This window comes from Streptomyces cacaoi, assembly GCF_006539165.1.
GTDB lineage: Bacteria > Actinomycetota > Actinomycetes > Streptomycetales > Streptomycetaceae > Streptomyces > Streptomyces cacaoi.
Genome location: NZ_BJMM01000039.1, coordinates 1 through 23,244, shown reverse-complemented (window position 1 = coordinate 23,244; position 23,244 = coordinate 1). Strand labels below are relative to the sequence as shown.

The 23,244-nt window shown below is 72.7% G+C and carries 21 protein-coding genes; 8 read left to right on the top strand and 13 right to left on the bottom strand.

Features of this window, described 5'->3' with window-relative positions; genetic code table 11:
• Positions 1 to 291: 291 nt before the first annotated feature.
• The 8 genes from hisF to hisD form a co-directional block, all read right to left on the bottom strand.
• The gene (gene hisF, locus SCA03_RS27010) at positions 292 to 1,065 is read right to left on the bottom strand and encodes an imidazole glycerol phosphate synthase subunit HisF (RefSeq protein WP_030883668.1); all 774 of its coding nucleotides are present in this window, start codon (positions 1,063 to 1,065) and stop codon (positions 292 to 294) included.
• A 64-nt stretch (positions 1,066 to 1,129) separates the two neighbouring features.
• The gene (locus SCA03_RS27005) at positions 1,130 to 1,579 is read right to left on the bottom strand and encodes a RidA family protein (RefSeq protein WP_051846095.1); all 450 of its coding nucleotides are present in this window, start codon (positions 1,577 to 1,579) and stop codon (positions 1,130 to 1,132) included.
• Positions 1,576 to 2,313 carry a bifunctional 1-(5-phosphoribosyl)-5-((5-phosphoribosylamino)methylideneamino)imidazole-4-carboxamide isomerase/phosphoribosylanthranilate isomerase PriA gene (priA, locus tag SCA03_RS27000; RefSeq protein WP_030883664.1) on the bottom strand — a complete coding sequence of 246 codons (738 nt, stop codon included), beginning with the start codon at positions 2,311 to 2,313 and terminating at the stop codon, positions 1,576 to 1,578. Before priA ends, SCA03_RS27005 begins: the two co-directional genes overlap by 4 nt.
• A gap of 23 nt (positions 2,314 to 2,336) precedes the next feature.
• On the bottom strand, positions 2,337 to 2,996 hold the full coding sequence (gene hisH, locus SCA03_RS26995) for an imidazole glycerol phosphate synthase subunit HisH (RefSeq protein WP_030883660.1): 660 nt from the start codon (positions 2,994 to 2,996) through the stop codon (positions 2,337 to 2,339).
• Positions 2,993 to 3,157, bottom strand: a complete 165-nt coding sequence (locus tag SCA03_RS26990; RefSeq protein WP_030883655.1) for a CG2302 family histidine operon protein — start codon at positions 3,155 to 3,157, stop codon at positions 2,993 to 2,995. Before SCA03_RS26990 ends, hisH begins: the two co-directional genes overlap by 4 nt.
• Positions 3,158 to 3,194: 37 nt before the next feature.
• A complete protein-coding gene (gene hisB / locus SCA03_RS26985) occupies positions 3,195 to 3,785 on the bottom strand; it encodes an imidazoleglycerol-phosphate dehydratase HisB (protein ID WP_030883652.1) in 591 nt (196 codons plus the stop codon).
• Positions 3,782 to 4,918, bottom strand: a complete 1,137-nt coding sequence (locus SCA03_RS26980) for a histidinol-phosphate transaminase (protein WP_086818315.1) — start codon at positions 4,916 to 4,918, stop codon at positions 3,782 to 3,784. The genes hisB and SCA03_RS26980 overlap by 4 nt, the downstream gene beginning before the upstream one ends.
• On the bottom strand, positions 4,915 to 6,261 hold the full coding sequence (hisD, locus tag SCA03_RS26975) for a histidinol dehydrogenase (RefSeq protein WP_086818316.1): 1,347 nt from the start codon (positions 6,259 to 6,261) through the stop codon (positions 4,915 to 4,917). Before hisD ends, SCA03_RS26980 begins: the two co-directional genes overlap by 4 nt.
• A gap of 405 nt (positions 6,262 to 6,666) precedes the next feature.
• On the opposite strand from hisD, the gene SCA03_RS26970 reads away from it, so the two are divergent.
• The 3 genes from SCA03_RS26970 (at position 6,667) to ybaK (ending at position 9,974) form a co-directional block, all read left to right on the top strand.
• On the top strand, positions 6,667 to 8,304 hold the full coding sequence (locus tag SCA03_RS26970; protein WP_030883645.1) for a hypothetical protein: 1,638 nt from the start codon (positions 6,667 to 6,669) through the stop codon (positions 8,302 to 8,304).
• Between the two features lie 232 nt (positions 8,305 to 8,536).
• A complete protein-coding gene (locus SCA03_RS26965) occupies positions 8,537 to 9,352 on the top strand; it encodes an LON peptidase substrate-binding domain-containing protein (RefSeq protein ID WP_030883641.1) in 816 nt (271 codons plus the stop codon).
• A gap of 115 nt (positions 9,353 to 9,467) precedes the next feature.
• Positions 9,468 to 9,974: a Cys-tRNA(Pro) deacylase gene (gene ybaK, locus SCA03_RS26960; protein ID WP_141275712.1), complete on the top strand. Its 507-nt coding sequence runs from the start codon at positions 9,468 to 9,470 to the stop codon at positions 9,972 to 9,974.
• 130 nt (positions 9,975 to 10,104) lie between these two features.
• On the opposite strand, the gene SCA03_RS26955 is transcribed toward ybaK, so the two are convergent.
• From SCA03_RS26955 to SCA03_RS26940, 4 genes are all read right to left on the bottom strand, one after another.
• Positions 10,105 to 10,782, bottom strand: coding sequence for a hypothetical protein (locus SCA03_RS26955; protein ID WP_030883633.1), 678 nt, complete (start codon positions 10,780 to 10,782; stop codon positions 10,105 to 10,107).
• Positions 10,783 to 10,828: 46 nt separating this feature from the next.
• Complete coding sequence (locus SCA03_RS26950) at positions 10,829 to 11,578, bottom strand: ABC transporter permease (protein WP_030887284.1); 750 nt, start codon at positions 11,576 to 11,578, stop codon at positions 10,829 to 10,831.
• A 421-nt stretch (positions 11,579 to 11,999) separates the two neighbouring features.
• On the bottom strand, positions 12,000 to 13,055 hold the full coding sequence (locus SCA03_RS26945) for an ABC transporter ATP-binding protein (RefSeq protein WP_371863992.1): 1,056 nt from the start codon (positions 13,053 to 13,055) through the stop codon (positions 12,000 to 12,002).
• A 79-nt stretch (positions 13,056 to 13,134) separates the two neighbouring features.
• Positions 13,135 to 14,424, bottom strand: coding sequence for an NYN domain-containing protein (locus SCA03_RS26940; RefSeq protein ID WP_030883624.1), 1,290 nt, complete (start codon positions 14,422 to 14,424; stop codon positions 13,135 to 13,137).
• 392 nt (positions 14,425 to 14,816) lie between these two features.
• On the opposite strand from SCA03_RS26940, the gene SCA03_RS35285 reads away from it, so the two are divergent.
• The gene (locus SCA03_RS35285) at positions 14,817 to 14,984 is read left to right on the top strand and encodes a hypothetical protein (RefSeq protein WP_169729687.1); all 168 of its coding nucleotides are present in this window, start codon (positions 14,817 to 14,819) and stop codon (positions 14,982 to 14,984) included.
• Positions 14,985 to 15,162: 178 nt separating this feature from the next.
• On the opposite strand, the gene dnaE is transcribed toward SCA03_RS35285, so the two are convergent.
• Positions 15,163 to 18,705 (bottom strand): DNA polymerase III subunit alpha, encoded by a 3,543-nt coding sequence (dnaE, locus tag SCA03_RS26935; RefSeq protein ID WP_030883621.1) that lies wholly within the window; start codon positions 18,703 to 18,705, stop codon positions 15,163 to 15,165.
• Between the two features lie 184 nt (positions 18,706 to 18,889).
• Here dnaE and SCA03_RS26930 point away from each other — a divergent pair, with 184 nt between their 5' ends.
• The 4 genes from SCA03_RS26930 to SCA03_RS26915 all read left to right on the top strand — a co-directional run.
• Positions 18,890 to 20,236 (top strand): DUF2252 domain-containing protein, encoded by a 1,347-nt coding sequence (locus tag SCA03_RS26930; protein ID WP_030883617.1) that lies wholly within the window; start codon positions 18,890 to 18,892, stop codon positions 20,234 to 20,236.
• Between the two features lie 129 nt (positions 20,237 to 20,365).
• On the top strand, positions 20,366 to 21,061 hold the full coding sequence (locus SCA03_RS26925; protein ID WP_030883614.1) for a hypothetical protein: 696 nt from the start codon (positions 20,366 to 20,368) through the stop codon (positions 21,059 to 21,061).
• A gap of 50 nt (positions 21,062 to 21,111) precedes the next feature.
• Positions 21,112 to 22,023 carry a thioredoxin domain-containing protein gene (locus SCA03_RS26920; protein WP_086817881.1) on the top strand — a complete coding sequence of 304 codons (912 nt, stop codon included), beginning with the start codon at positions 21,112 to 21,114 and terminating at the stop codon, positions 22,021 to 22,023.
• Positions 22,024 to 22,190: 167 nt separating this feature from the next.
• Positions 22,191 to 23,244, top strand: a 1,054-nt coding sequence (locus SCA03_RS26915) for a serine/threonine-protein kinase (protein WP_141275711.1), incomplete at its 3' end; no start/stop codon positions are given.

Genomic DNA, 23,244 nt, shown 5'->3' with positions numbered 1-23,244 from the left:
CGGGCACGTCGCCGAACCGGAATCAAGATCGCTCCGCTACCGCTAATTTCCGTTCGGATACTCCCCGAGGGCCGACTTCCTCCCGCCCGTCGCCCTCCACCGCCCATGGGTTGAGCCGGACCGGAAAGGGAGGGGCGGAGAGGGAGGGCGGATGGGCCGAGCCGAATGAGAAAGGGTCGGGGAACGGCTGAGCCGGGCCGGAGGGCGGGAACGGGCCGAGCCGGACTCGAAAAGGGCGGGGAGGGCGGGAACGGGCCGAGCCGGGCGGGGAAAGAGGCGGCGGGAGAGGGGTCAGCGGACCGGGTGGCCGGTGTCGGCCAGGGACTGCTTGACCTCGCTGATGCGCAGATCGCCGAAGTGGAAGACGGAGGCGGCCAGTACGGCGTCGGCGCCCGCCTCGACCGCCGGGGGGAAGTGCTCGGCCCGGCCTGCCCCGCCGGAGGCGATGACCGGTACGGACACCTGTGCGCGGACGGCGGCGAGCATCTCCGTGTCGTAGCCGTCCTTCGTACCGTCCGCGTCCATGGAGTTCAGCAGGATCTCGCCCGCGCCCAGCTCGGCGGCCCGGTGCGCCCATGCGACGGCGTCGATGCCGGTGCCGCGCCGCCCGCCGTGCGTGGTCACCTCGAAGCCGGACGCCGTGGCCGTAGCGCCGTCCGGCACCCGGCGGGCGTCCACCGACAGCACGAGCACCTGCCGGCCGAAGCGTTCGGCGATCTCCCGGATCAGCTCCGGGCGGGCGACCGCGGCCGTGTTGACGCCGACCTTGTCGGCACCGGCCCGCAGCAGCCTGTCGACGTCCTCCGGGGTGCGGACCCCGCCGCCCACCGTGAGCGGGATGAACACCTGCTCGGCGGTGCGGCGGACCACGTCGTAGGTGGTCTCGCGGTCGCCGGAGGAGGCGGTGATGTCGAGGAAGGTCAACTCGTCGGCGCCCTCGGCGTCGTAGACCTTCGCCATCTCGACGGGGTCGCCGGCGTCGCGCAGATTCTGGAAGTTGACGCCCTTGACGACCCGGCCGCCGTCCACGTCCAGGCAGGGAATGACTCGGACCGCCAGGGACATAGCGGTGTGCTCCTTCGTACGTTCACGGTGTCGGTTCTTCGGGTGCGGAAGCGGCCCGGCCGGATCAGCCGGCGGCGGGCCCCTCGCCGGGCGCCGCCGGCTCCGAACCGGCCCGGGCCGCGCCGCGGAGGGCCTCCAGTTCGACCTCGACCAGCACCCGCGAGTCCACGAAGCCGGAGACGACCACCAGCGTCGCCGCCGGCCTGACCTGGCCGAACAGTTCCTTGTGCGCCCGGCCGACCTCGTCCACGTCCCGCGCGTGGGTCAGATACATCCGGGTGCGGACCACATCCGCCACACCGAGGCCGAAGGGCTCCAGCGCGCCGAGCGCCGTGCCGAACGCGGCCTTGGCCTGCTCGTACGGCGAGCCTTCGCCGACGAGCACGCCCTCGGACAGCGGCAGCGTGCCCGCGACCAGGACACGGTCCCCCGCCGCGACGGCGCGCGCGAAGCCGATGCTGTCCTCCCAGGGGCTGTCGCTCTGCACGCGGTCGACGCGGCGGTCAGGGCTCATGGTGTGACGGCCTCCAAAGCCTCTTCCAGGGTGAACGCCTGTGCGTAGAGGGCCTTGCCGACGATGGCGCCCTCGACGCCCTCCGGTACCAGAGTGGCGATGGCCCGCAGATCGTCAAGGGAGGAGACTCCGCCACTGGCCACCACCGGGCGGTCGGTGACGGCGCAGACGTTGCGCAGCAGCTCCAGATTGGGGCCCTGGAGCGTGCCGTCCTTCGCGATGTCGGTGACGACGTAGCGGGCGCAGCCCTCGGCGTCGAGCCGGGCCAGGGTCTCGTAGAGGTCCCCGCCGTCCCGCGTCCAGCCGCGGCCGCGCAGCGTGGTGCCGCGGACGTCCAGCCCGACCGCGATCCGGTCCCCGTGCTCGGCGATGATCTTGGCGACCCACTCCGGGGACTCCAGCGCCGCCGTGCCCAGGTTGACGCGGGTGCAGCCGGTGGCGAGGGCCGCGGCGAGCGAGGCGTCGTCGCGGATACCGCCGGACAGCTCGACCTTGATGTCCATCGCGGCCGCCACCTCGGCGATCTGCGCCCGGTTGTCGCCGGTGCCGAACGCGGCGTCCAGATCCACCAGATGCAGCCACTCGGCGCCCGCACGCTGCCACGCCTGGGCGGCCTCCATCGGGTCGCCGTACGAGGTCTCCGAACCGGACTCGCCGTGCACCAGCCGGACGGCCTGGCCGTCCCGGACATCGACGGCGGGCAGCAGTTCGAGCTTGCTGTTCACAGGGCTCACGGGGCTCTCCGGGCGTGCGGTGGTCACAGGGTCTCGATCCAGTTGCTCAGCAGATGTGCTCCGGCGTCGCCGGACTTCTCGGGGTGGAACTGGGTGGCCCACAGCGGGCCGTTCTCCACGGCGGAGACGAAGCGACTGCCGTGCGTGGTCCAACTGACCTTCGGCGCCCGCAGCGACGGGTTGCCCGTCTCCATCTCCCAGTCGTGCACGGCGTAGGAGTGCACGAAGTAGAACCGCTCGTCCGCCGGCAGCCCGGCGAACAGCCGGGAGTCGGCCGGGGCCTCGACGGTGTTCCAGCCCATGTGCGGAACGGCGTGCTCCGGGTCGGCCTTCAGCGGGCCGACGGTGCCGGGCCACTCGTCCATGCCCTCCGCCTCCTCGCCGTGCTCGACGCCCCGGCTGAAGAGGATCTGCATACCGACGCAGATCCCCAGCACGGGACGGCCGCCGGCCAGCCGGCGGCCGATGACCCAGTCCCCGCGCGCGGCCCGCAGCCCCGCGATGCACGCGGCGAACGCGCCCACACCGGGCACCAGCAGGCCGTCGGCCGCCATCGCCTTGTCGTAGTCCCGGGTGATCTCCACCTCGGCGCCGGCGCGCTGAACGGCCCGCTCGGCCGAGCGCACATTGCCGAAGCCGTAGTCGAAGACCACCACGCTCTTCCTGTCCGCGGCGCCGCTCATGACCACCAGTCCAGTCGCAGGATCCCGGCCAGCAGGGCCAGCACGGAGGCACCGGCCAGCAGCACCACGACGCCCTTGGGCAGCTTCTGCTTCCAGAAGGAGATCGCGCCGCCGGCCAGGAACAGCCCGACGAAGATCAGAATCGCGGACAGCCCCGTCATGCGGCCACCTCCGCACGCAGCGGCCCGCGCCCGCGCATCACAGCGCACCCTTCGTGGAGGGGACGCCCGTCTGCCGCGGGTCGATCTCGGCCGCGTACCGCAGCGCACGGGCGAGCGCCTTGAACTGACACTCGACGATGTGGTGCGCGTTGCGGCCGTAGGGCACATGGACGTGCAGCGCGATCTGCGCCTGCGCGACGAAGGACTCCAGGATGTGCCGGGTCATCGTCGTGTCGTAGGTGCCGATCATCGGGGCGATGCCCTCGGGCTCGGTGTGCACCAGATACGGGCGGCCGGACAGATCGACGGTCACCCGGGCCAGCGACTCGTCCAGCGGGACCGAGGCGTCGGCGAACCGCACGATGCCGCGCTTGTCGCCGAGCGCCTGCTTGAACGCGGCGCCGAGCGCGAGGGCGGTGTCCTCGATCGTGTGGTGGGTGTCGATGTGCAGATCGCCGTCGGTCTTGACCGTGAGGTCGAACAGGCCGTGCCGGCCGAGCTGGTCGAGCATGTGGTCGTAGAAGCCCACGCCCGTCGACACATCGACCCGGCCCGTGCCGTCGAGGTCGATCTCGACCACGACGGAGGTCTCCTTCGTGGTCCGCTCCACGCGACCCTTGCGCGTCATCGCTCGCTCTTCTCCTTCAGCTCCTTCGAGGCGGCACGCACCGCGTCGAGGAACGCGTCGTTCTCCTTGGGCGTCCCCGCCGTCACCCGCAGCCATCCGGGCACGCCGTTGTCCCGGACGAGGACGCCGTGGGCCAGGAGCGCCTCCCACATCGCGTGGGCGCCGCCCTCCCCCTCGAACCGGCCGAACTGGATGAAGTTGGCGTCGGAGTCGGTCACTTCGCAGCCGAGCGCGCGCAGTTCGGCGACCAGCCGGTCGCGCTCGGCCTTCAGCTGCTCGACATAGCCGAGCAGCGTATCGGTGTGCTCCAGCGCCGCCAGCGCCGTGGCCTGGGTGACGGCCGACAGATGGTAGGGCAGCCGGACGAGCTGGACGGCGTCGACGACGGCGGCGGCCGCGGCCAGATAGCCCAGCCGCAGCCCGGCGGCGCCGAACGCCTTGGACATGGTGCGTGAGACGACCAGCGTCGGCCGGCCCGCCAGCAGCGGCAGCAGCGAGGGCCGGTGCGAGAACTCGCCGTACGCCTCGTCCACCACCACCAGCGCGCCCTGCTCGGGCCGCGCCGCCTGCGCCGCCTCGTACAGCGCCAGCACCGTGGCCTCGTCGACGGCCGTGCCCGTGGGGTTGTTGGGCGAGCAGACGAACACCACGTGCGGCCGGTGCTCGCCGATCGCGCGGACGGCCGCCTCGGTGTCGATGGTGAAGTCCGCGTTGCGCGGCCCGGAGATCCAGCCGGTGCCGGTGCCGCGCGCGATCAGCCCGTGCATCGAGTACGAGGGCTCGAAGCCGATCGCGGTACGCCCCGGCCCGCCGAACGCCTGGAGGAGCTGCTGGAGCACCTCGTTGGAGCCGTTGGCCGCCCACACCTGCTCATGGCCGAGCGGGTGGCCGGTCGAGCGCGTCAGATAGCGGGCCAGCTCGGTGCGCAGCTCGACGGCGTCCCGGTCCGGGTACCGGTTGAGCTGCCGCGCGGCCTCGGTGACCCGCTCGGCGATGCGCTCCACCAGCGCCTCGGGCAGCGGGTAGGGGTTCTCGTTGGTGTTCAGCCGTACCGGGACGTCCAACTGGGGCGCGCCGTACGGGGACTTGCCGCGCAGTTCGTCGCGGAGGGGCAGGTCGTTCAGCTCGGTCACTTGCTGTTCTCCGGGACGTTCCAGGCGAACCGTGCCTTCAGGGCGGCGCCGTGCGCGGGCAGGTCCTCGGCCTCGGCGAGGGCGACGACATGGTGGGTGACCTCGGCCAGCGCGTCCCTGGTGTAGTCCACGACGTGGATGCCGCGCAGGAAGGACTGCACGGACAGACCGGAGGAGTGACAGGCGCAACCGCCCGTCGGCAGCACGTGGTTGGAGCCGGCCGCGTAGTCCCCCAGGGACACCGGCGCGTAGGGGCCGACGAAGACGGCGCCCGCGTTGCGCACCCGGGCCGCCCACCGCGCCGCGTCCTCGGTCTGGATCTCCAGGTGCTCGGCGGCGTAGGCGTTGACGACGGCCAGGCCGTGCTCCAGGGAGTCGACCAGGACGATGCCGGACTGCCGCCCGGAGAGCGCCTCGGCGATGCGCTCGCTGTGCTTGGTGGCCGGCACCTGCGTCTCCAGCTCGGCCTCGACCGCTTCGGCCAGCGCCTCGGAGGGCGTGACCAGCACGGCTGCCGCGACCACGTCGTGCTCGGCCTGGCTGATCAGATCGGCGGCGACATGGGCGGCGTCCGCGCTGTCGTCGGCCAGGACGGCGATCTCGGTGGGCCCGGCCTCGGAGTCGATCCCGATGACGCCCTTGAGCAGCCGCTTGGCCGCCGCGACATAGATGTTGCCCGGGCCGGTGACCAGCTGCGCGGGGGCGCACTCGGCGGTGCCGTACGCGAACATCGCGATCGCCTGGGCGCCGCCGGCCGCGTACACCTCGTCGACGCCGAGCAGCGCGCAGGCCGCCAGGATCGTCGGATGCGGCAGCCCGCCGAACTCGGCCTGCGGCGGGGAGGTGACCGCGAGCGAGCCGACACCGGCCTCCTGCGCGGGCACCACGTTCATCACGACCGACGAGGGATAGACCGCCCGGCCACCCGGCACGTACAGCCCGACCCGCTCCACCGGCACCCAGCGCTCGGTGACCGTCCCGCCCGGGACGACCTGCACCGTGGAGTCCGTACGCCGCTGGTCGCGGTGGACGATCCGGGCCCGCCGGATCGACTCCTCCAGCGCCGCGCGCACCGCCGGATCCAGCCCGGCGAGCGCCTTCTCCAGTGCCTCGGCGGGCACCCGCAGCTGCTCGGGCCGCACGCCGTCGAACCGCTCCGTCAGCTCCAGCACCGCCGCCGTCCCGCGATGATGGACGTCCTCGCAGAGGGGCCGCACCTTCGCCAGGGCGGCCTCGACGTCCAGCTCGGCACGGGGCAGCAGGTCGCGGTCGATCACACCGTTCGCCGGGCCGGAGGCGGCCTCGGCGGGGGCGGAACCACGCAGATCGATTCGGGAGATCACACACTCCAGTCTCTCAGACCCGCCGAGCGGACCGAGCGCCCGTATCAGTGGCTGATACGCACCACATCCGGCGCGCGGCGTCCGGGCAGCCTCGCGCGTTCATCCGGTCACAGAGCGGGAATGTCACCGGTACGACCTCCGCGTTCGCACCCCGTGGCCCACCGGCGGCCCGGACCGCAGCGACGCCCGAGAAGCCACGGCAGCGAGGCACCGCGAGCACACCGGCCGCCGACGGCAGCGCTCCGACGAACCGGGGCACCGGCCAACCGGCCAACCGGCGAACCGGGGCACGAGCGCACCGACGCAGCACCGCACGACCGACCGGGCCCGGCCGCACGACCGGCCGGACCCCGCAGCGCAGCACCGACCGATCCGGTCACAGACCGACGAAGCGAGGGGGAAAGTGTGAGCGAGCCGCAGGACTCCGGCGAACCGCCCTCCGGGCTCCAGCTGACCACGGCCGAGTGGGGGCTGTGGCAGGCGTTCCGGAACGGCAGCGAGCACGATCTGCGCACCCGCGAGCCCGAGCTGGACGATCCGAACGGCGACCACACCTGGGGGCCCGAACGTTCCGTACGGGCCCGGGTGATCGCGCTGCTTCTGCTGCACGGCCCGCCCCCGCTGCTGGGCCGGGTCGCCTCCCTCCATCTGACCGGCGCGTATGTGACCGGCTGCCTGGACGTCTCCGGCGGCGCCGTCGAGCCGTACTTCGAGCTGCGGCACTGCCGGTTCGAGCAGGAGGTCAGGATGCCCGAGGCGCGGCTGCACACGGCGCGCTTCGTCGACTGCTATCTGCCGCGCCTGGAGGCGGCCCGGCTGACCACGGAGGGCGATCTGCACCTGCCGCGGTGCAGCATCCCCGAGGGCATCAAGCTCACGGACGCGACGATCGGCACGGACCTGCTGCTCAACGAGGCCACCGTGGGCAGCTCCCGCAGATCCCGGGCGATCTCCGCCGACGGCCTCACCGTCTCGCAGGAGCTCCAGGCCAGCCTGCTGCGCGTGGACGGCCAGACGAGCCTGCGCGGCGCGACGATCGGCAGCTCCCTGCACATGTTCGGCACCGTCCTGCGCAACCCCTACGGACGGTTCGCGCTCTACGCGCCGCAGATGACCGTCGAGCAGGTGGCGAGCTTCGCCGACGCCAACCGCGGCAGCGCGCCCCAGTTCTACGGCGCGACGCCGCCCACGGGGACGGACTACACGTTCGCCGGCCTCACCGGCGCCGGCGGCCGCAGGTGGGACCCGCACCGCACCAAGCACTTCGAGTGCACCGGCGGCGTCGTCCTGGACGACGGCCGGTTCGGCTCCTCGCTGGTCATCGAGAACGCCCGCTTCGAGCTGCAACGCGACCAGGAGCTGTCGCTGCGCCGCCTCAGCACACCGGAGCTGACCTTCACCCCGCAGGCCACCGAGCGCGGCCTGATCGTCCTGTCCGGCGCGACCGTGGAGAAGCTGCTGGACCGGGTCACCAGCTGGCCGCGCGACAACCGCCTGTGGATGGCCGGCTTCACCTACCAGCACGCCATCCCCAAAGAGGGCCACTTCAACGTCCACGAGCGCCTCCAGTGGGTGGCGGCGGCCACCGCCGAGTACGCGCCCGAGCCCTACGAACAGCTCGCCGCCATGTACCGGAACAACGGCGACGACACCAACGCACGCCTCGTCCTGCTCGCCAAGCAGCGCCGGCGCCGCGAGACCCTGCCGCTGCCCGGCAAGCTGTGGGGCTACCTCCAGGACTGGACCGTGGCCTACGGCTACCGTCCCGCGCAGGCCGCCCTGTGGATGGGCGTGCTGTGGCTGGCCGGCTCCCTGCTGTTCGAGGCGCACCGCCCGCCCGCGCTCAAGGGCGACGAGGCCCCGCACTGGAGCGCCGCGCTCTACGTCCTCGATCTGCTGCTGCCCGTCATCTCCTTCGGCCAGGACACGGCCTGGGACCCGGGCGGGGTCTACCAGTGGATCGCCGCGCTCATGATCATGCTGGGCTGGATCCTCGCGACGACGGTCGCCGCCGGCGCCACCAGGCTGCTGCGCCGCCAGTGAGGCCGCCGCCCCGCGGGCCCTTTGCTGCCCTCCCCCTCCCACCCGCGTGGGACCCGCGACGCTGCCGGAGCCCCCGTCGGCCCGGCGGCCCGGCGGCCCCGGCACGCGGCGCGCGCGGCGGGGTCGCCCGGGTCCGGCCGGCCCCGCCACCGCCGCTCCGGCGGGGCCCGAGCCCACGGATCTCCCGCCCGGGCCCCGATCGAGCCCCCGGAAGGCTTTAGGCTTACCCGTTGTGACAACCGCGCTTCCGCTCTTCCCGCTGAACACGGTGCTGTTCCCGGGCCTGGTGCTGCCCCTGAACGTCTTCGAGGCGCGGTACCGCGCCCTGATGCGCGATCTGCTCGCGCTTCCGGAGGACGTACCGCGCCGGTTCGCGGTGGTGGCCATCCGGGACGGCCGGGAGGTCGCGCCGACCGCCGTCGGCATGCCCGAGGACGTCCCGCCGCCCGGCGCTGACCCGGCCGCCGGTTTCGGTGCGGACCCGATGAAGGCGTTCTACTCCGTCGGCTGCATCGCCGACGCCTCCACGATCCGCGAGCGCACCGGCGGCCCGCCGCCCGAGGCGGCCGACCCGACGGCCGGCACCGGCTCGCCGGACGCCGCCGCGGAAGCCGACGCGGCCGGCTACGAGGTGCTCGCCACCGGCACGACCCGCTTCCGGCTGCTGTCGGTGGACGCCACGGGCCCGTATCTGACCGGCGAGATCGAGGAGTTGCCGGAGGACGAGGGCGACGGCGCCGGCGCCCTGGCCTCCGGGGTGCTGCGGGCCTTCCGCTCCTACCAGAAGCGGCTCGCGGGCGCCCGCGAGCGCACGCTGTCCGCGAGCCAGGAGCAGGATCTGCCCGACGACCCGACCGTCGTCTCGTATCTCGTCGCGGCGGCCACGGTGCTGGACACACCCGCCAAACAGCGGCTGCTCCAGGCCCCGGACACGGCGACACGGCTCGCCGAGGAGCTGCGGGTGCTGCGCCGTGAGACCTCGGTGATCGGCAAGCTCCCCTCGCTCCCGGCCCCGGACCTCACCCGCAAGCCGACCAGCCCCAACTGAGGCCCCGGCCACGGCGGGCGGCGACCGGTCGGCGGCGGCCGTTCCCGAGCGGCGCAGCGGTCGTCCCCGGCGGCGGCGCGGTGATTCCCGAGCGACGGACGAGACGAGCGGAGCAGTGGGCAAGAAGAGCAAGAAGCAGGGCAGGCAGCAGCCGGGCGCGACCCCGGCGACGGTCGCGGCGGCGGACGCCGGGGTGGAGTTCACGACCCACTCCTACGCGCACGACCCCTCAGCGGCCGGCTACGGCGAGGAGGCGGCCGAGGCCCTGGGGGTCGCTCCGGAACGGGTGTTCAAGACGCTCGTGGCCGAGGTCGACGGGGCGCTGACGGTGGCGATCGTGCCGGTCTCCGCCTCCCTCGACCTCAAGGCGCTGGCCTCCGCCGTCGGCGGCAAGCGGGCCGCCATGGCCGACCCGGCCGCCGCCGAGCGCACCACGGGCTATGTGCGCGGCGGGATCTCCCCGCTGGGCCAGCGCAAGAAGCTGCCCACCGTGCTGGACGCCTCGGCCTCGGACCACCCCACCGTGTGTGTCTCGGCGGGGCGCCGTGGGCTGGAGATCGAACTGTCCTGGGCCGACCTGGCCGCGCTCACCGACGCCCTGGTGGCGCCGGTCGCGCGCTAGCGAGCGTCTTCGAAGCGGCGGCGTCCGCCCGCCGCCGCGCTCCGGCGGGGCGAGACGGGGGCACGGGGGCACGGGGGCACGGGGGACACGAGGGACACGAGGGGACACGGGAAGCACGGGAAGAACGAGGTCACCACTTCGCCGGGGCGACGGCCCGTACCTCGTCGCGAGGCCCGAACAGGGCGGTGGCGATGAGGTGGACGAGGAGCCCGGCGAACGGCCAGGCCAGGAGCACGCCCTTGGCGGCGAGCTTCAGCGGTGCGTCGAACGTGGCGTTCCGGCCGGCCGCACGGGCCGCGGCCACCAGGTCCGTCTCCGGGCCGAGCCAGACGCCGAGGCGCCAGGCCAGCACCGAGCCGAGGAGCCCGCCGACGGCCAGACCCGCGACGAGCCCGACGCCGCCGCGCCGCCGGACAAGAAACAGGATCAGCCCCGTCACCACGCCGAACACCACACCGAGCAGTGCGAACGTCCCGTCGGCGCCGATGGACTCCTCGCCCTCCGGGTCCTTGAGATAGACGGCGCGGCCGTCCGTGTAGAGCGGCACCCGCGGCGCGAGCCACAGCCACAGCAGGCCCAGCAGCACCCCGAGGACGGTGACTGCCACGGCGACGAGCGCCGCGTCGCGCAGCTCGCGCCGCACCAGCAGGCTGTCCGCGCCCTGGTCCGCACCGGGCCCGTGCGGCGGCGGGTCGTCGGGCCAGGAGCCGGAGCCGGTGCCGGAGCCGCCGTCGCCCCGCGGCTGATCGGGCCGGGTCCCGGACCGGCCGTGGTCCGGGTTGTTCCAAGAAGGCGTCGGTACGGTCACTCCGCCATCGTGCCAGGTCCCGGGCGTACGGCGAGCCCCGGGCCGCTCAACGGGTGGCGGCCCGGCGGTAGGCCCTGGTGGCCAGGGCCAGCGAGAGGACGCCGACGACGGCGCACACGGTCAGATCGGCCAGCACGCTCCCCCAGTCCGGCCGCGCCTCGAACGTCCGGGCGAGCGCCTCGACGCCGTACGTCGACGGCAGCAGATCCCGCGCCCAGCCGAGCACCGCGGGCAGCCCGTCCCCGGGCACGACCCCCAGCAGCAGCGCCGCCGACATGCCCAACTGCCCGCAGAGCGTGGCCAGTTCGGGCCGGGGCGCGAGCAGCCCGAGCGCGGCACCGAGCCCGGAGAGCGCCGCACCGGTGAGCGGCACGACCGCGACGAGCACCCACAGCCCGCCCAGCGGCAGCTGGAACAGCACACTTCCGGCCACTGCGGTGACGAGCACACCGGGAGCGGTGAACGAGGCGTAGGCGGCGGCCGTCCCCAGCACCACGGAGGCCGCCGGGACCGGCAGGGTGGCGTAGTGGTCGAGCCCGCCGGTGGCCCGCAACTGGCCGAAGTACTGCGCCAGCAGATTGAGGGCGACGAAGGCGACCACGAGCACGCTCGATCCGGCGACCACGGCCCGCGCCTCCGCGCCGCCGTCCACCACACCGCGCATCAGGATCATGATCCCCAGCGACTGGAACGTGGCCACGAACAGCAGCGGGATCCGGGCGACCCGCGCCCGGGACAACTGCGCCCGGTAGACGGCGCCCAGCGCCGCCCCCCACCGCGCACGCGGCGCCAGCACGGCCGCACCGGCCCGGGCACCCCCGTCCGCCGACCGCTCCGCACCGTCACCGGCCCACGCGGCGCCGCCGTCCGCCGTCCGCCCCGGCGCTGCCTTCTGCGCTGCCGCGCCGTCCGCCCGCGCCCCGGCGCGGGTGTCCGCCCCTACCGCCGCGGGGGAGCGCGCCTCCGCCGCGTCGTGCGCCGGGCCGGGGGACTCCCCGGCCCCGGGTGCGGCCGTCCCGGTGGCCGTCGTGCCGTTGCTCGCCGCCGTACTCACCCGACTCCGCCCCTCGCGCAGCACGGCATCCGCGTGCGCGACCTTCCGCTGCCCTTCGCGGCGCCGGCGCACACCGCACCGGCTCCGCCTGCCGTCACCGTCCCCGAGGGCCCGGTGTGACCCGCGCGCCCCGGATGCTTCCCGCGCCCCGCACGCCGCGCCCTCACGCCCGGACCAGCCCCTCCGCGCCGTCCGCCCGGCCGCCGAGCGCGACATAGACGTCCTCCAGGCTGGGGGTGGCCAGCCGGAAGTCGTCGAGTGCGGTGAAGGCCGGGCCCTGGGTGACGAGGCCGACCGCGGCCCGGGCCTCGTCGGGCGCCAGGCGCAGCGTCCAGCGGCGGCCGGAGGTGGTCGCGGCGTCGGCGAGCGCCGCGATCTGCGGGATGTCGAGCGGCGCGCGGTCCCGCCACACCAGCTCCAGCCGTACCTCGTCGCCCACGGTCGCCTTGAGCCCGCCCGGGGTGTCGCAGGCGATCACCCGGCCGCGGTCCAGCACGGCGACCCGGTCGAGCACGGTCTCGGCCTCGATCACGTTGTGCGTGACCAGCAGCACCGTCGCCCCGCGCTCGGCCCGCCGCCGGTCGACGGCCGCCCACACGGCACGCCGCGCGTGCGGGTCCATACCGGTGGTCGGCTCGTCCAGCACGAGCAGCGGCCGGTCGCCGACGAGCGCGGCGGCCACACAGGCGAGCCGGCGCTGCCCGCCGGAGAGCTTCTTGAGCGGACGCGCTGCCAGCCCCTCCAGCTCCAGCTCGGCCAGCACCTCGTCGCGCGCGGCGCGCGCCGCCCCGGCGTCCATACCGCGCAGCCGGGCCGTGGTCTCGGCGGCCAGCGCGACGGTCAGTTCGTCCAGCGCGCTGGATTCCTGGCCGAGGTAGGCCAGCAGCCGGGCCGCCCGCTCCGGGTACCGCACCAGGTCGTGACCGAGCACCCGCACGGTGCCGGCGTCCGGCCGCAGCAGGCCCGTGAGCTGGCGTACGAGGGTGGACTTGCCGGCGCCGTTCGGCCCGAGCAGCCCGAAGATCTCGCCCCGGCGCACCTCCAGGCCGATGCCGTCGCTGGCGCGTACCGCGGGCGCCGCCGGGGCGCCGCGCCGCGGCCTGCCCGGGGGGTAGGTCTTGACCAGTCCGTCGACACGCACGGCGGGCGCCGCCGCCCGGTCCGGTGTCCGTGCGCCGTCCACCGAGCTGTCCACCGCCTGCCGAGTGCCCGTTCTCACGACCTATGAGGGTACGCGCCCGGCTTCGCCGTTCTCCGCGCGGGCCCGGCACGCCACGCGCCCGCGGGCGCCCGGCCGCTCACTCACCCGCCGGGGCGCGCTCGGCGGCCGAACCGCTGCGGGCGTCGACCTCGCGCCAGAAACCGGCCCTGATGGCATAGCGGTCGTGCTCGTCGATCTGGTCGTCCTTGTGCGCGAGGAGCCCGAACCGGGCGGCGTAGCGCAGCAGTTCGCCGTCGATACGGTGCGGGATGCGCGGATACTCGCCGGAGAGCTGCTCCAGGTGGACGGGCACGATCAGGCGCTCGATCCAGCGGCGTGCGAAGACCTGGCCGACCTCGAAGGGGTCGCCGCTGACGGCGGTGATGTCCTCCTCGCGGTCCGCCCAGCGCTGCTCGGCCGTCGTCAGCTGGGCGAGCATCGGCAGTCCCGCCGTCTCCGGGGACTCGCCCGCGGGCCGCTCCACCCAGCCGCGGTCGGAGGACCAGCGCAAGGTGGCGCCGGGCGCGGGCCCGTTCGCGGGTGCGGTGCCGGGTGTGGGACGGCCGAGTCCGGCCAGGTCCTTGGGGGTGGGTACGCCCTCCGGCCGCGGCGCGGGGCCGCCGCCCGGTCCGGCACGGCCCCCGGTGTCCGGTGCGTCCTCGGAGCGGCCGTCGGGCGCGGGGGGCTCGGTGGGGCTCTCGCCCTCGGACGCCCGGGGGCTGTCGCTGCCGTGCTGCACCGCGCCGTTGGCGTTCTTGGCGGTCTCCGGGAGCGGCGCGGAGAGGATGGCGGCGATCTCGGGGCGGGGCGCGGGCTGGGGCGCGCACACCCCGGTGAAGTCCTTGGCGTGCACGACCGGCGTGATCCAGGTGCGGTCCAGCACGCGCCGTTCGTCGGCCTCGGCCACCAGGTCCTCGGACTGGTTGTAGTCGCCGTCGGCGGCCTGTACGGCCCACAGATGGACGGCGACGCCGTGCTCCTTGGCGGACATCAGACCGGGCAGCAGATCGCCGTCCCCGGTGACGAGCACGATGTCGGAACAGGCGCGGTTGCGGGCGAGTTCGGTGAGTTCGGCGTGCATGGCGGCGTCGACGCCCTTCTGCGCCCAGCGGCCGTCGCTGCGGGTGAGGGCGCCGAGCCGGACCGTCACCCGGGGCATCACACGCAACCGCCGGTGTTCGGGCTGCGGGACGCGGTCGGGGGCGCCGTCGAACCAGTAGATGCGCAGCAGCGCGCACTCGGTGTCGGCCTCCGCCTGCCGGCGCAGTGCCTGGATCAGGCCGGAGTGGTCGACGGAGATCCGGGAGCGGGTCGGCTCCCCCGCCAGCAGACTCGCGGCCGCGCCCAACAGGTAGCCCGCATCCACAAGGACGACGCAGCGGTCCACGACGCTTCACCCACTCCCGGTCACTTCCGTACAGCCGACGCTGTGCCTTCGCGTGCTGCCGATCTCCCCGTGTTCTGCCCGTGTGCCTTCGAGTCTGCCCGACCGTACGGGGGTTATCAGCCCGGCTCGATCACCGGCGTGGCGTTCAAGGGTTCTGCCGGGCCGGTCCGGGGGCACCCGGTGCGGGAATCCGCCGATATGCACGTGCAGATACGTACGGAGACATACAGAGGCGTGCACAGGCAGACACGGGCAGGCACAGGCAGGCAGAGATGTGCACGGGCACACGGAAGCGCGCAGACAAGTACACAACGTAACTGTCCGACATGCGCACCATGTCCGGTCGTGTCACGCTGATCCCGGCCAGGTGTCCGAAAGCCCGGGAGGCGATCATGGCCAAGAACAAGAAGCAGGACCGCCGGCGTGCGCAGGAGCAGAGTCGTACGGCCGACGAACAGACACAGCAGCGCGAGCAGGCGAGGAACGACACCGCCGAGCGCACCCCGAGCCCCGCCGATGTCGCACGCAAGGGCCGCGAGCGCCGCTTCGGCCACAACTGAGCCCGAACGGCCCGCTGTCGCACCCGGCCGGGACGGCAGCGGGCGGCACCGGAACCGCCGACCGGCCACCGCCGGCGCACAGTCGGCACCCGCACCTCGCACAGCCGACGGTCGGCGACCGGCCGGAGACGGCACGAGGGGCGCCCCGCGCGGGGCGCCCCTTCCGTGTGCGTACCGCTCAGCTCGCCAGGCAGGCGGGGCCCAGCAGTTCCTTCAGATCGCCGAACAGCGCCGGATCGGGGGTGACCCGGTGCCGGTCGAGGCGGAGGACCGTCGTCTTCCGGGCGCCCTGGAGGCGCACCCGCACCTCGCTGCTGCCGCGGTGCTGCGTGAGCACATAGCCGAGCTTCTCCACCAGCGGCGGGGTCACCTTCACGGTGGGGATGGTGATGGTGACCGGTGCGCTGACGGATGCCTCGCTCAGATCGGGGACCGTCAGCTCCATCGCGACGAGCCGGGGCACGTCCTCGCGCTTGTCCAGCCGGCCCTTGACGAAGACCACCGCGTCCTCCACCAGCTGCGTGGAGACCAGTTGGTACGTCGCCGGGAAGAACATGCAGTCGATCGAACCGGCCAGATCCTCCACCGTGGCGATCGCCCAGGCGTTGCCCTGCTTGGTCATCTTGCGCTGGAGGCCCGAGATGATGCCGCCGATCGTCACGATCGAGCCGTCCGAGTAGTCGCCGCCCGTCAGCTGGGCGATGGCCGCGTCCGCCTTGTCGTTCAGCACGTGCTCCAGGCCGAACAGCGGATGGTCCGAGACGTACAGGCCCAGCATCTCCCGCTCCTGGGCCAGCAGATACGTCTTGTCCCACTCCTCCTCGGAGAACTCGACGTCCAGCCCGAAGCCCGGGCCCGAGTCGCCGTCGTCCCCGCCCAGATCGCCGAACAGGTCGAACTGGCCCTCGGCCTCCTTGCGCTTGACCTGGACCACGTTGTCGATCATCGGCTCGAACTGTGCGGTGAGGCCCTTGCGGCTGTGCCCCATCTCGTCGAACGCGCCGGCCTTGATCAGCGATTCCACCGTGCGCTTGTTGCACACGACCGCCTCGACCTTGTCCAGGAAGTCCGGAAACGAGGTGTACTTGCCCTTCGCCTTGCGGCACTTGACGATCGAGTCGACGACGTTCTGGCCGACGTTGCGCACCGCCGTCAGGCCGAAGACGATCGTGGAGTCGTCCCGGGAGGTGAAGTTGGCCTCCGACTCGTTCACATTCGGCGGGAGCACCTGGATGCCCATCTTGCGGCACTCGTTGAGATAGACCGCCGACTTGTCCTTGTCGTCGCGCACCGAGGTGAGCAGCGCCGACATGTACTCGGCCGGGTAGTTGGCCTTCAGATAGGCCGTCCAGTACGTGACCAGGCCGTACGCCGAGGAGTGCGCCTTGTTGAACGCGTAGCCGGCGAAGGGGACCAGCACGTCCCAGACGGCCTGGATGGCCTCGTCCGAGTAGCCGTTGTCCCGCATGCCCTTCTGGAAGTTCACGAACTCCTTGTCGAGAACCTCCTTCTTCTTCTTGCCCATCGCCCGGCGCAGCAGGTCGGCCTGGCCCAGCGAGTAGCCGGCGAGCACCTGCGCGGCCTTCTGCACCTGCTCCTGGTAGACGATCAGGCCGTAGGTGATGTCGAGGACCTCCTTGAGAGGCTCCTCCAACTCCTTGTGGATCGGCGTGATCTCCTGCTGGCCGTTCTTCCGCAGGGCGTAGTTGATGTGCGAGTTCATGCCCATCGGGCCCGGGCGGTACAGGGCCGAGACGGCGGAAATGTCCTCGAAGTTGTCCGGCTTCATCATGCGCAGCAGGGAGCGCATGGGGCCGCCGTCGAACTGGAAGACGCCCAGGGTGTCGCCGCGCTGGAGGAGTTCGAAGGTCTTGGGATCGTCCAGCGGCAGATCGAGGAGCTTGAGGTCGATGTCCTTGTTCTTGCGGATCATCTTGACCGCGTCGTCCATGATCGTGAGGTTGCGCAGCCCCAGGAAGTCCATCTTCAGCAGGCCGAGCGACTCACAGCTCGGGTAGTCCCACTGGGTCACCACCGTGCCGTCGTTCTTCGGGGAGAAGATCGGCGCGTGGTCGATGACCGGTTCGCTGGACATGATCACGCCGGCCGCGTGCATGCCCATCTGCCGCACCAGGCCCTCGATGCCCTTGGCGGCGTCGATGGCCTTCTTCACATCCGGCTCGTTCTCGTACATCGCACGGACCTCGGCGGCCTCGCTGTAGCGCGGGTGCTCCGGGTCCGTGATGCCGGAGAGGGGGATGCCCTTGCCCAGGACGTCGGCCGGCATGGCCTTGGTGATGCGGTCGCCCAGCGCGTAGGGGTAACCCAGCACACGCGAGGCGTCCTTGATGGCGGCCTTGGCCTTAATGGTGCCGTAGGTGCCGATCATGGCGACCTTGTCGGCGCCGTACTTCTCCGTCACGTACCGGATGACGTCACCGCGCCTGCGCTCGTCGAAGTCGATGTCGACGTCCGGCATGGTGATGCGCTCGGGGTTGAGGAACCGCTCGAAGATCAGCCCGTGCACGACGGGGTCGAGGTCGGTGATGCCCATCGCGTAACTGACGATCGAACCGGCCGCCGAGCCACGGCCCGGACCGACCGCGATGCCGTTGTCCTTGGCCCAGTTGATGAAGTCGGCGACGACGAGGAAGTAGCCGGGGAACCCCATGTCGATGATGACGCTCATCTCGTAGTCCGCCAGCTCCTGGCGGTCCTGCGGGACCCCGCCGGGGAAGCGGCGGGCCATGCCGCGCCGGACCTCCTCCTTGAACCAGGACACCTCGTCGTACCCCTCGGGCACGTCGAACTTCGGCATCAGGTTCTTCGGGACGAACATGCCCTCGGTGTCGACCCGGTCGGCGATCAGCAGCTGGGTGTTGCGGCAGCCCTGCTGCCAGGCGTCCGAGGAGTCGATCGCGTACATCTCGGCGGCGGACTTGAGGTAGTAGCCCGCGCCGTCGAAGCGGAAGCGGTCCGGGTCGGAGAGGTTGCTGCCGGTCTGGATGCACAGCAGGGTGTCGTGCGCCGACGCCTCGTGCTCGTACGTGTAGTGCGAGTCGTTCGTGACGACGAACGGGGCGTTGATCTTGCGGGCGATCTCCTCCAGGCCGTCCCGCGCGCGCTTGTCGATGTCGATGCCGTGGTCCATCAGCTCGACGAAGAAGTTCTCCTTGCCGAAGATGTCCTGGAACTCCCCGGCCGCCTTGAGCGCCTCGTCGAACTGATCCAGCCGGATCTTGGTGCTGACCTCGCCCGAGGGGCAGCCCGTGGTGGCCATCAGGCCCTCGGCGTACTCGGCCAGCAGCTCGCGGTCCATCCGCGGCTTGCGGAAGAAGCCCTCCAGGCTGGCCCGCGACTGGGCCCGGAAGAGGTTGTGCAGCCCCGTGGCGTTCCGCGCCCACATCGTCATGTGCGTGTACGCGCCGTTACCGGAGACGTCGTCCCGCTTCTGGTGCGGCGTGCCCCACTTCACCGGGCGGGTGTTCCTGCGGTGGTCCGGCGCGACGTACGCCTCGATGCCGACGATCGGCGTGACCCCGGCGTCCTTCGCCGAGTGGAAGAAGTCGTAGGCCCCGTGGAGGTTGCCGTGGTCCGTCATGGCGATGTGCGACATGTTCATCTCGTTGCAGGCGTTGAACATGTCCTTGAGCCGGGCGGCGCCGTCCAGCAGCGAGTACTGCGTGTGCACGTGCAGATGCGTGAAGGGCTGCTCACTCACGGCGAAGGCCACCTCCGGGCGCGGGACTTCTGGGGCGACTGAGGAGTCTACGACCCGGCACCGACAGCCGGCGGGCACGGGCCTGCACCCATACTCGTGGTCGTCGTCGTACGGATTTCCGGGCCTGCCGCCCGGTGCCGTCCGCCACGGCCCCGCACATCCACCGACGCACGACGGAGCGCTCATGACCGCACCCGCAGCAACGGCCACGCCCGCCCAGGCACGCGGCAGGGAGATCCTGGAGGTCTTCGACGCCGCGTTCGGCGAACTCCTCGCCGCCGACCCGGCCGCCTTCCAGACGAAGTTCCGCAAGATGGCCGCGTCCGCCTTCGCCTTCTACCGCGGCACGGCCTGCCTCTTCTACGCCGACATGGACGGGGAGCAGCGGCCGCACGCCAACCCCTTCCTGGACGAGCGCACCAGCCGGGTGTGGATCCACGGCGACCTGCACGCCGAGAACTTCGGCACCTACATGAACGCCAACGGCCGCCTGCTGTTCAACGTCAACGACTTCGACGAGGCGTACGTCGGCCCCTTCACCTGGGACCTCAAGCGGTTCGCCGCCTCCGTCGCCCTGCTCGGCTACGCCAAGGCACTCAGCGACGAGCAGATCACCGCGCTCGTCACCACCTACGCCGACGCCTACCGCGACCGGATCCGCGCCCTGGCCTCCGGCGCCGCCGCCGGCGAGCCGACGGCCCTCACCCTGGACACGGCACGCGGCCCGGTGCTGGACGCCCTGCGCAACGCCCGCACCCACACCCGCTTCGGGCTGCTCGGCACCATGACGGAGATCCGCGACCACGAGCGCCGGTTCACACCCGGTGGCGGCTCGACGGAGCTGGACAAGGACACCAGGGCAGCCGTCCTGGACGCCTTCGACGCCTACCTGGACACCCTCCCGGCCGGCGAGGCACGCGACCGGCGCGGCGCCCACCGGGTCAAGGACGTCGTGGGCCGCCGCGGCATCGGCATCGGCAGCGCGGGGCTCCCCTCGTACAACATCCTGCTGGAGGGGCACAGCGACGCCCTGGAGAACGACCTGGTCATCTATATGAAGCAGGCGCAGACCCCGGCGGCATCCCGGCACATCACCGACCGGGCCGTCCGCGACTACTTCCACCACGAGGGCCACCGCACGGTGATCTCCCAGCGGGCCCTCCAGGCGCACGCCGACCCGTGGCTGGGCTGGACGGAGCTGAACGGGACGGGCCAGCTGGTGGCCGAGGTCTCGCCGTACGCGGTGGACCTCGACTGGTCGGATCTGTCGGACCCGGACCAGATCGCCCAGGTCACGGCCGACCTGGGACGGGCGACGGCCACGATGCACGCGGCGGCCGACGAGGCGGAGAGCGGCCACAGCCTGGTGCCGTTCTCCACCGAGCGCGCCATCGACGAGGCCATCGGCACCGACGAGGACGGGTTCCGCGGCATGCTCGTGGAGTTCGCGCACAGCTACGGCGCGACCGCACGCCGCGACCACCAGATCTTCGTCGACCTGTTCCGCAACGGCCGTATCCCGGGCCTGTAACCGCCGTCCGCCGCAGAGACCGGGACGGAGTCCGACACGGAGTCCGGCACGGAGAGCAGAGCATCCCGCACAGTCTGTCGCCACCCTTTAGGGAGCACTTACGCGAACCCGTGGCAGACTCGTTCGGCGATGGACATGGGAGCAGCAGGAGTGCGCGCGGCGCGAGCGGCGGTCTTCACCGCGCTCTGCGTCACGCTGTCCACCGGCGCCCATGTCCTGCTCTCCGGCTCGCCCGTCCCGCTGACGCCGCTCGTGGCCGTCTCGGCGGGCGTCTTCCTGCTCGCCTTCGCGCTGGCCGGGCGCGAGCGCGGCTTCCTGCGGATCGCCTCGCTGCTGATCCCGCTGGAGCTGGCCGCCGACACCGTCTTCACCTCGGGCCAGCACGCCTGCTACGGGCAGGCCGGCGGCCCGGTCGCCGGGCCGCTGCGCTCGGTCGGGGTGGATCTGCTGTGCGGCGGGGGCGAGGTCGGCACCCCGCTGGCCAGGATGGCGGCACACGGCGGCCAGGCGGCCGCGCTGCCGTTCGGCGGCGGCCCCGCCGGCGACCCCGCGCTGCCCTGGCTGCTGCTGGCCGCGCACGTCGGCGTCGGCCTGCTCGCCGCCGTCTGGCTGCGCCGCGGCGAGGCCGCCCTCGCCCAGCTGCTGAGCGCGGTGGCGGCGAGCGCCTTCCGCCCGCTGCGCCTCGCGTTCGCGGTCTGCTGCGGCTGCCCCGCCGGGACGGGCCCGGCCCGGGCGCCGCGCGCGGCGGAGAGCCCTGTGGCCTGCGCTCCCGCGCTGCTGACGCACTCCGTGCACCGCCGCGGTCCACCCGCGCTCGCCGCCTGAGCGGCACGCGCGAGACCCGGATCGACGGAACGACGGAGAAGAGAAGAATCATGAGCAAGCGCAACAGCCAGGACGCCAAGCGCGCCGCCCGCGAGCGGCTGCGCGCCGAACGGGAGCGGCAGGCGAAGAAGGACCGCGCCAAGCGGCAACTCCTCGTGGCGGCCTCGGTCGTCGGTGCGCTCGTCGTGGTGGGCGGCATCGGCACCGCGGTGGCCGTCATGAACGGCAAGGACTCCAGCGGCGACGACATGGCCGTCACCATGGGCGGCGCCAAGGCCGAGAAGACGATCGACATCTACGAGGACCTGCGCTGCCCGGCCTGCGCCCAGTTCGAGCAGGCCATGGGCGACACCCTGAAGAAGGGCGCGGACCAGGGGAAGTTCAAGCTGCGCGTCCACCTGGGCTCGATCATCGACAACAACATGGGCGGCTCGGGCTCCAAGAACGCCGCCCGTGCGCTGGGCGCCGCCAAGGCGGTGAGCATGGACGCGTTCACCGAGTACCACAAGCTGCTCTACTCGGCGAAGTACCACCCGCAGGAGCAGGACGACAAGTTCGCCGACAACAAGTACCTGCTGAAGGTGGCCGACGAGGTCCCCGAGCTGAAGGACAACACCGCGTTCGAGAAGGCGGTCAAGTCCAACAAGTACAACAAGTGGGCCAAGGACATGATCGCGAGCTTCAACGGCGCGAACATCGAGAGCACGCCCACGGTCAAGATCGACGGTGAGCAGATCGAGCCGCAGAACCTGCCCGGCGAGCTGAAGAAGATGGGCGTCGACCTGAAGGCCGGCGGCGAGGACGAGAAGAGCGAGAAGGACTCCAAGGGCTCCCAGGACTCCAAGGGCGAGGACTCCTCGGCCAAGGACGAGAAGGACTCCAAGGGCGACAAGGGCGACAAGGGCGCCGAGGACTCCAAGAGCTCCGACAGCTCGGACGGTTCGGACAGCTCCGACAAGTAACCGCCGCCCCGCGGCGCACAGCGGGCGGACGGGCAGGCCGGTTCCCCCTCCCCGGCCTGCCCGTCCGCCGTCTCCGCACCCGTCGGCCCGCGCGGGCCCGCGGCCCCGCGCGCGGTACCCGGCTGCCGACGGATCGCCCACAGCCGGCACCCCGTACGCTGAGGGCCATGGCTGGGGGATCACGCCGCGGATACCGCGGACACGTCGTCGACGGACGCTTCGAGCTGCTCGAACAGCTGGGCGCGGGAGGCATGGGCACCGTGTGGCGGGCCCGGGACACCGCGCTCGACCGGGACGTCGCTCTCAAGGAGGTCCGTCCGCCGGCCGCCGACCCGGGCGCCGCCGCCACCGAGGCGGACGACCCGGACGAGTCGGAGGGCTCACGCGCGCTGCGGGAGCGCGTCCTGCGCGAGGCCCGGGCGCTGGCCCGGCTCAGCCATCCGCACGTGGTGACGATCCACCACATCGTCGACGAACGCCCCTATCCCTGGCTGGTGATGGAGCTGGTCCGCGGGCCCTCCCTCGAACAGCGCCTCGCCGAGGGCCCGTTGGCGCCGCCCGAGGCCGCCCGGCTCGGGCGTCAGGTGCTCGCGGCGCTCGTGACGGCGCACGCGGCCGGGATCCAGCACCGGGACGTCAAGCCCGGCAACATCCTGCTGCGCGAACGCACCGGCGAGCCGGGCGGGTTCGACGCGGTCCTCACCGACTTCGGCATCGCCGGGGTCCAGGGCTCGACCTCGGTCACGGCGACCGGCGAGTTCGTCGGCTCGCCCGAGTACACCGCGCCGGAACGTATCCGCGGCGACGACGAGGCCCCCAGCGGCGATCTGTGGTCGCTCGGCCTGACGCTGTACGTCTGCACCGAGGGCCGCAACCCGATGCGCCGCGCCACCTCGCTGGCCACCATCGCCGCCGTCCTGGACGACCCCGTTCCACCGCCCGCCCGCAGCGGTGGACTCGGCCCCGTCCTCCAGGCCCTGCTGGTGGAGGATCCGGCGGCGCGTCCCGGCCCGGCCGAACTCGACCGCATGCTGGCCGATGTGGCCGAGGGACGGGCGCCCGCCGCCCATCTGCCGACCCAGCACGCGCTGCCCGTACGCCCCTCCCCCGCCGCGCCGCCACCGCCCGGCCCCACCCTGACGGGCGCGCCCACCGCACCGGAGGCGGGTGACGGGTCGGCGCGGCGCGGCCGGCGCCGGAGGGGGCTCCTCGCCACCGTGG

Coding starts and splice junctions, on each gene's coding strand:
- hisF (WP_030883668.1), bottom strand. CDS start 1,065: ATGTCCCTGGCGGTCCGAGTCATTCCCTGCCTGGACGTGGACGGCGGC.
- SCA03_RS27005 (WP_051846095.1), bottom strand. CDS start 1,579: ATGAGCCCTGACCGCCGCGTCGACCGCGTGCAGAGCGACAGCCCCTGG.
- hisH (WP_030883660.1), bottom strand. CDS start 2,996: ATGAGCGGCGCCGCGGACAGGAAGAGCGTGGTGGTCTTCGACTACGGC.
- SCA03_RS26990 (WP_030883655.1), bottom strand. CDS start 3,157: ATGACGGGGCTGTCCGCGATTCTGATCTTCGTCGGGCTGTTCCTGGCC.
- hisB (WP_030883652.1), bottom strand. CDS start 3,785: ATGACGCGCAAGGGTCGCGTGGAGCGGACCACGAAGGAGACCTCCGTC.
- SCA03_RS35285 (WP_169729687.1), top strand. CDS start 14,817: ATGGCCAAGAACAAGAAGCAGGACCGCCGGCGTGCGCAGGAGCAGAGT.
- SCA03_RS26930 (WP_030883617.1), top strand. CDS start 18,890: ATGACCGCACCCGCAGCAACGGCCACGCCCGCCCAGGCACGCGGCAGG.
- SCA03_RS26925 (WP_030883614.1), top strand. CDS start 20,366: ATGGACATGGGAGCAGCAGGAGTGCGCGCGGCGCGAGCGGCGGTCTTC.
- SCA03_RS26920 (WP_086817881.1), top strand. CDS start 21,112: ATGAGCAAGCGCAACAGCCAGGACGCCAAGCGCGCCGCCCGCGAGCGG.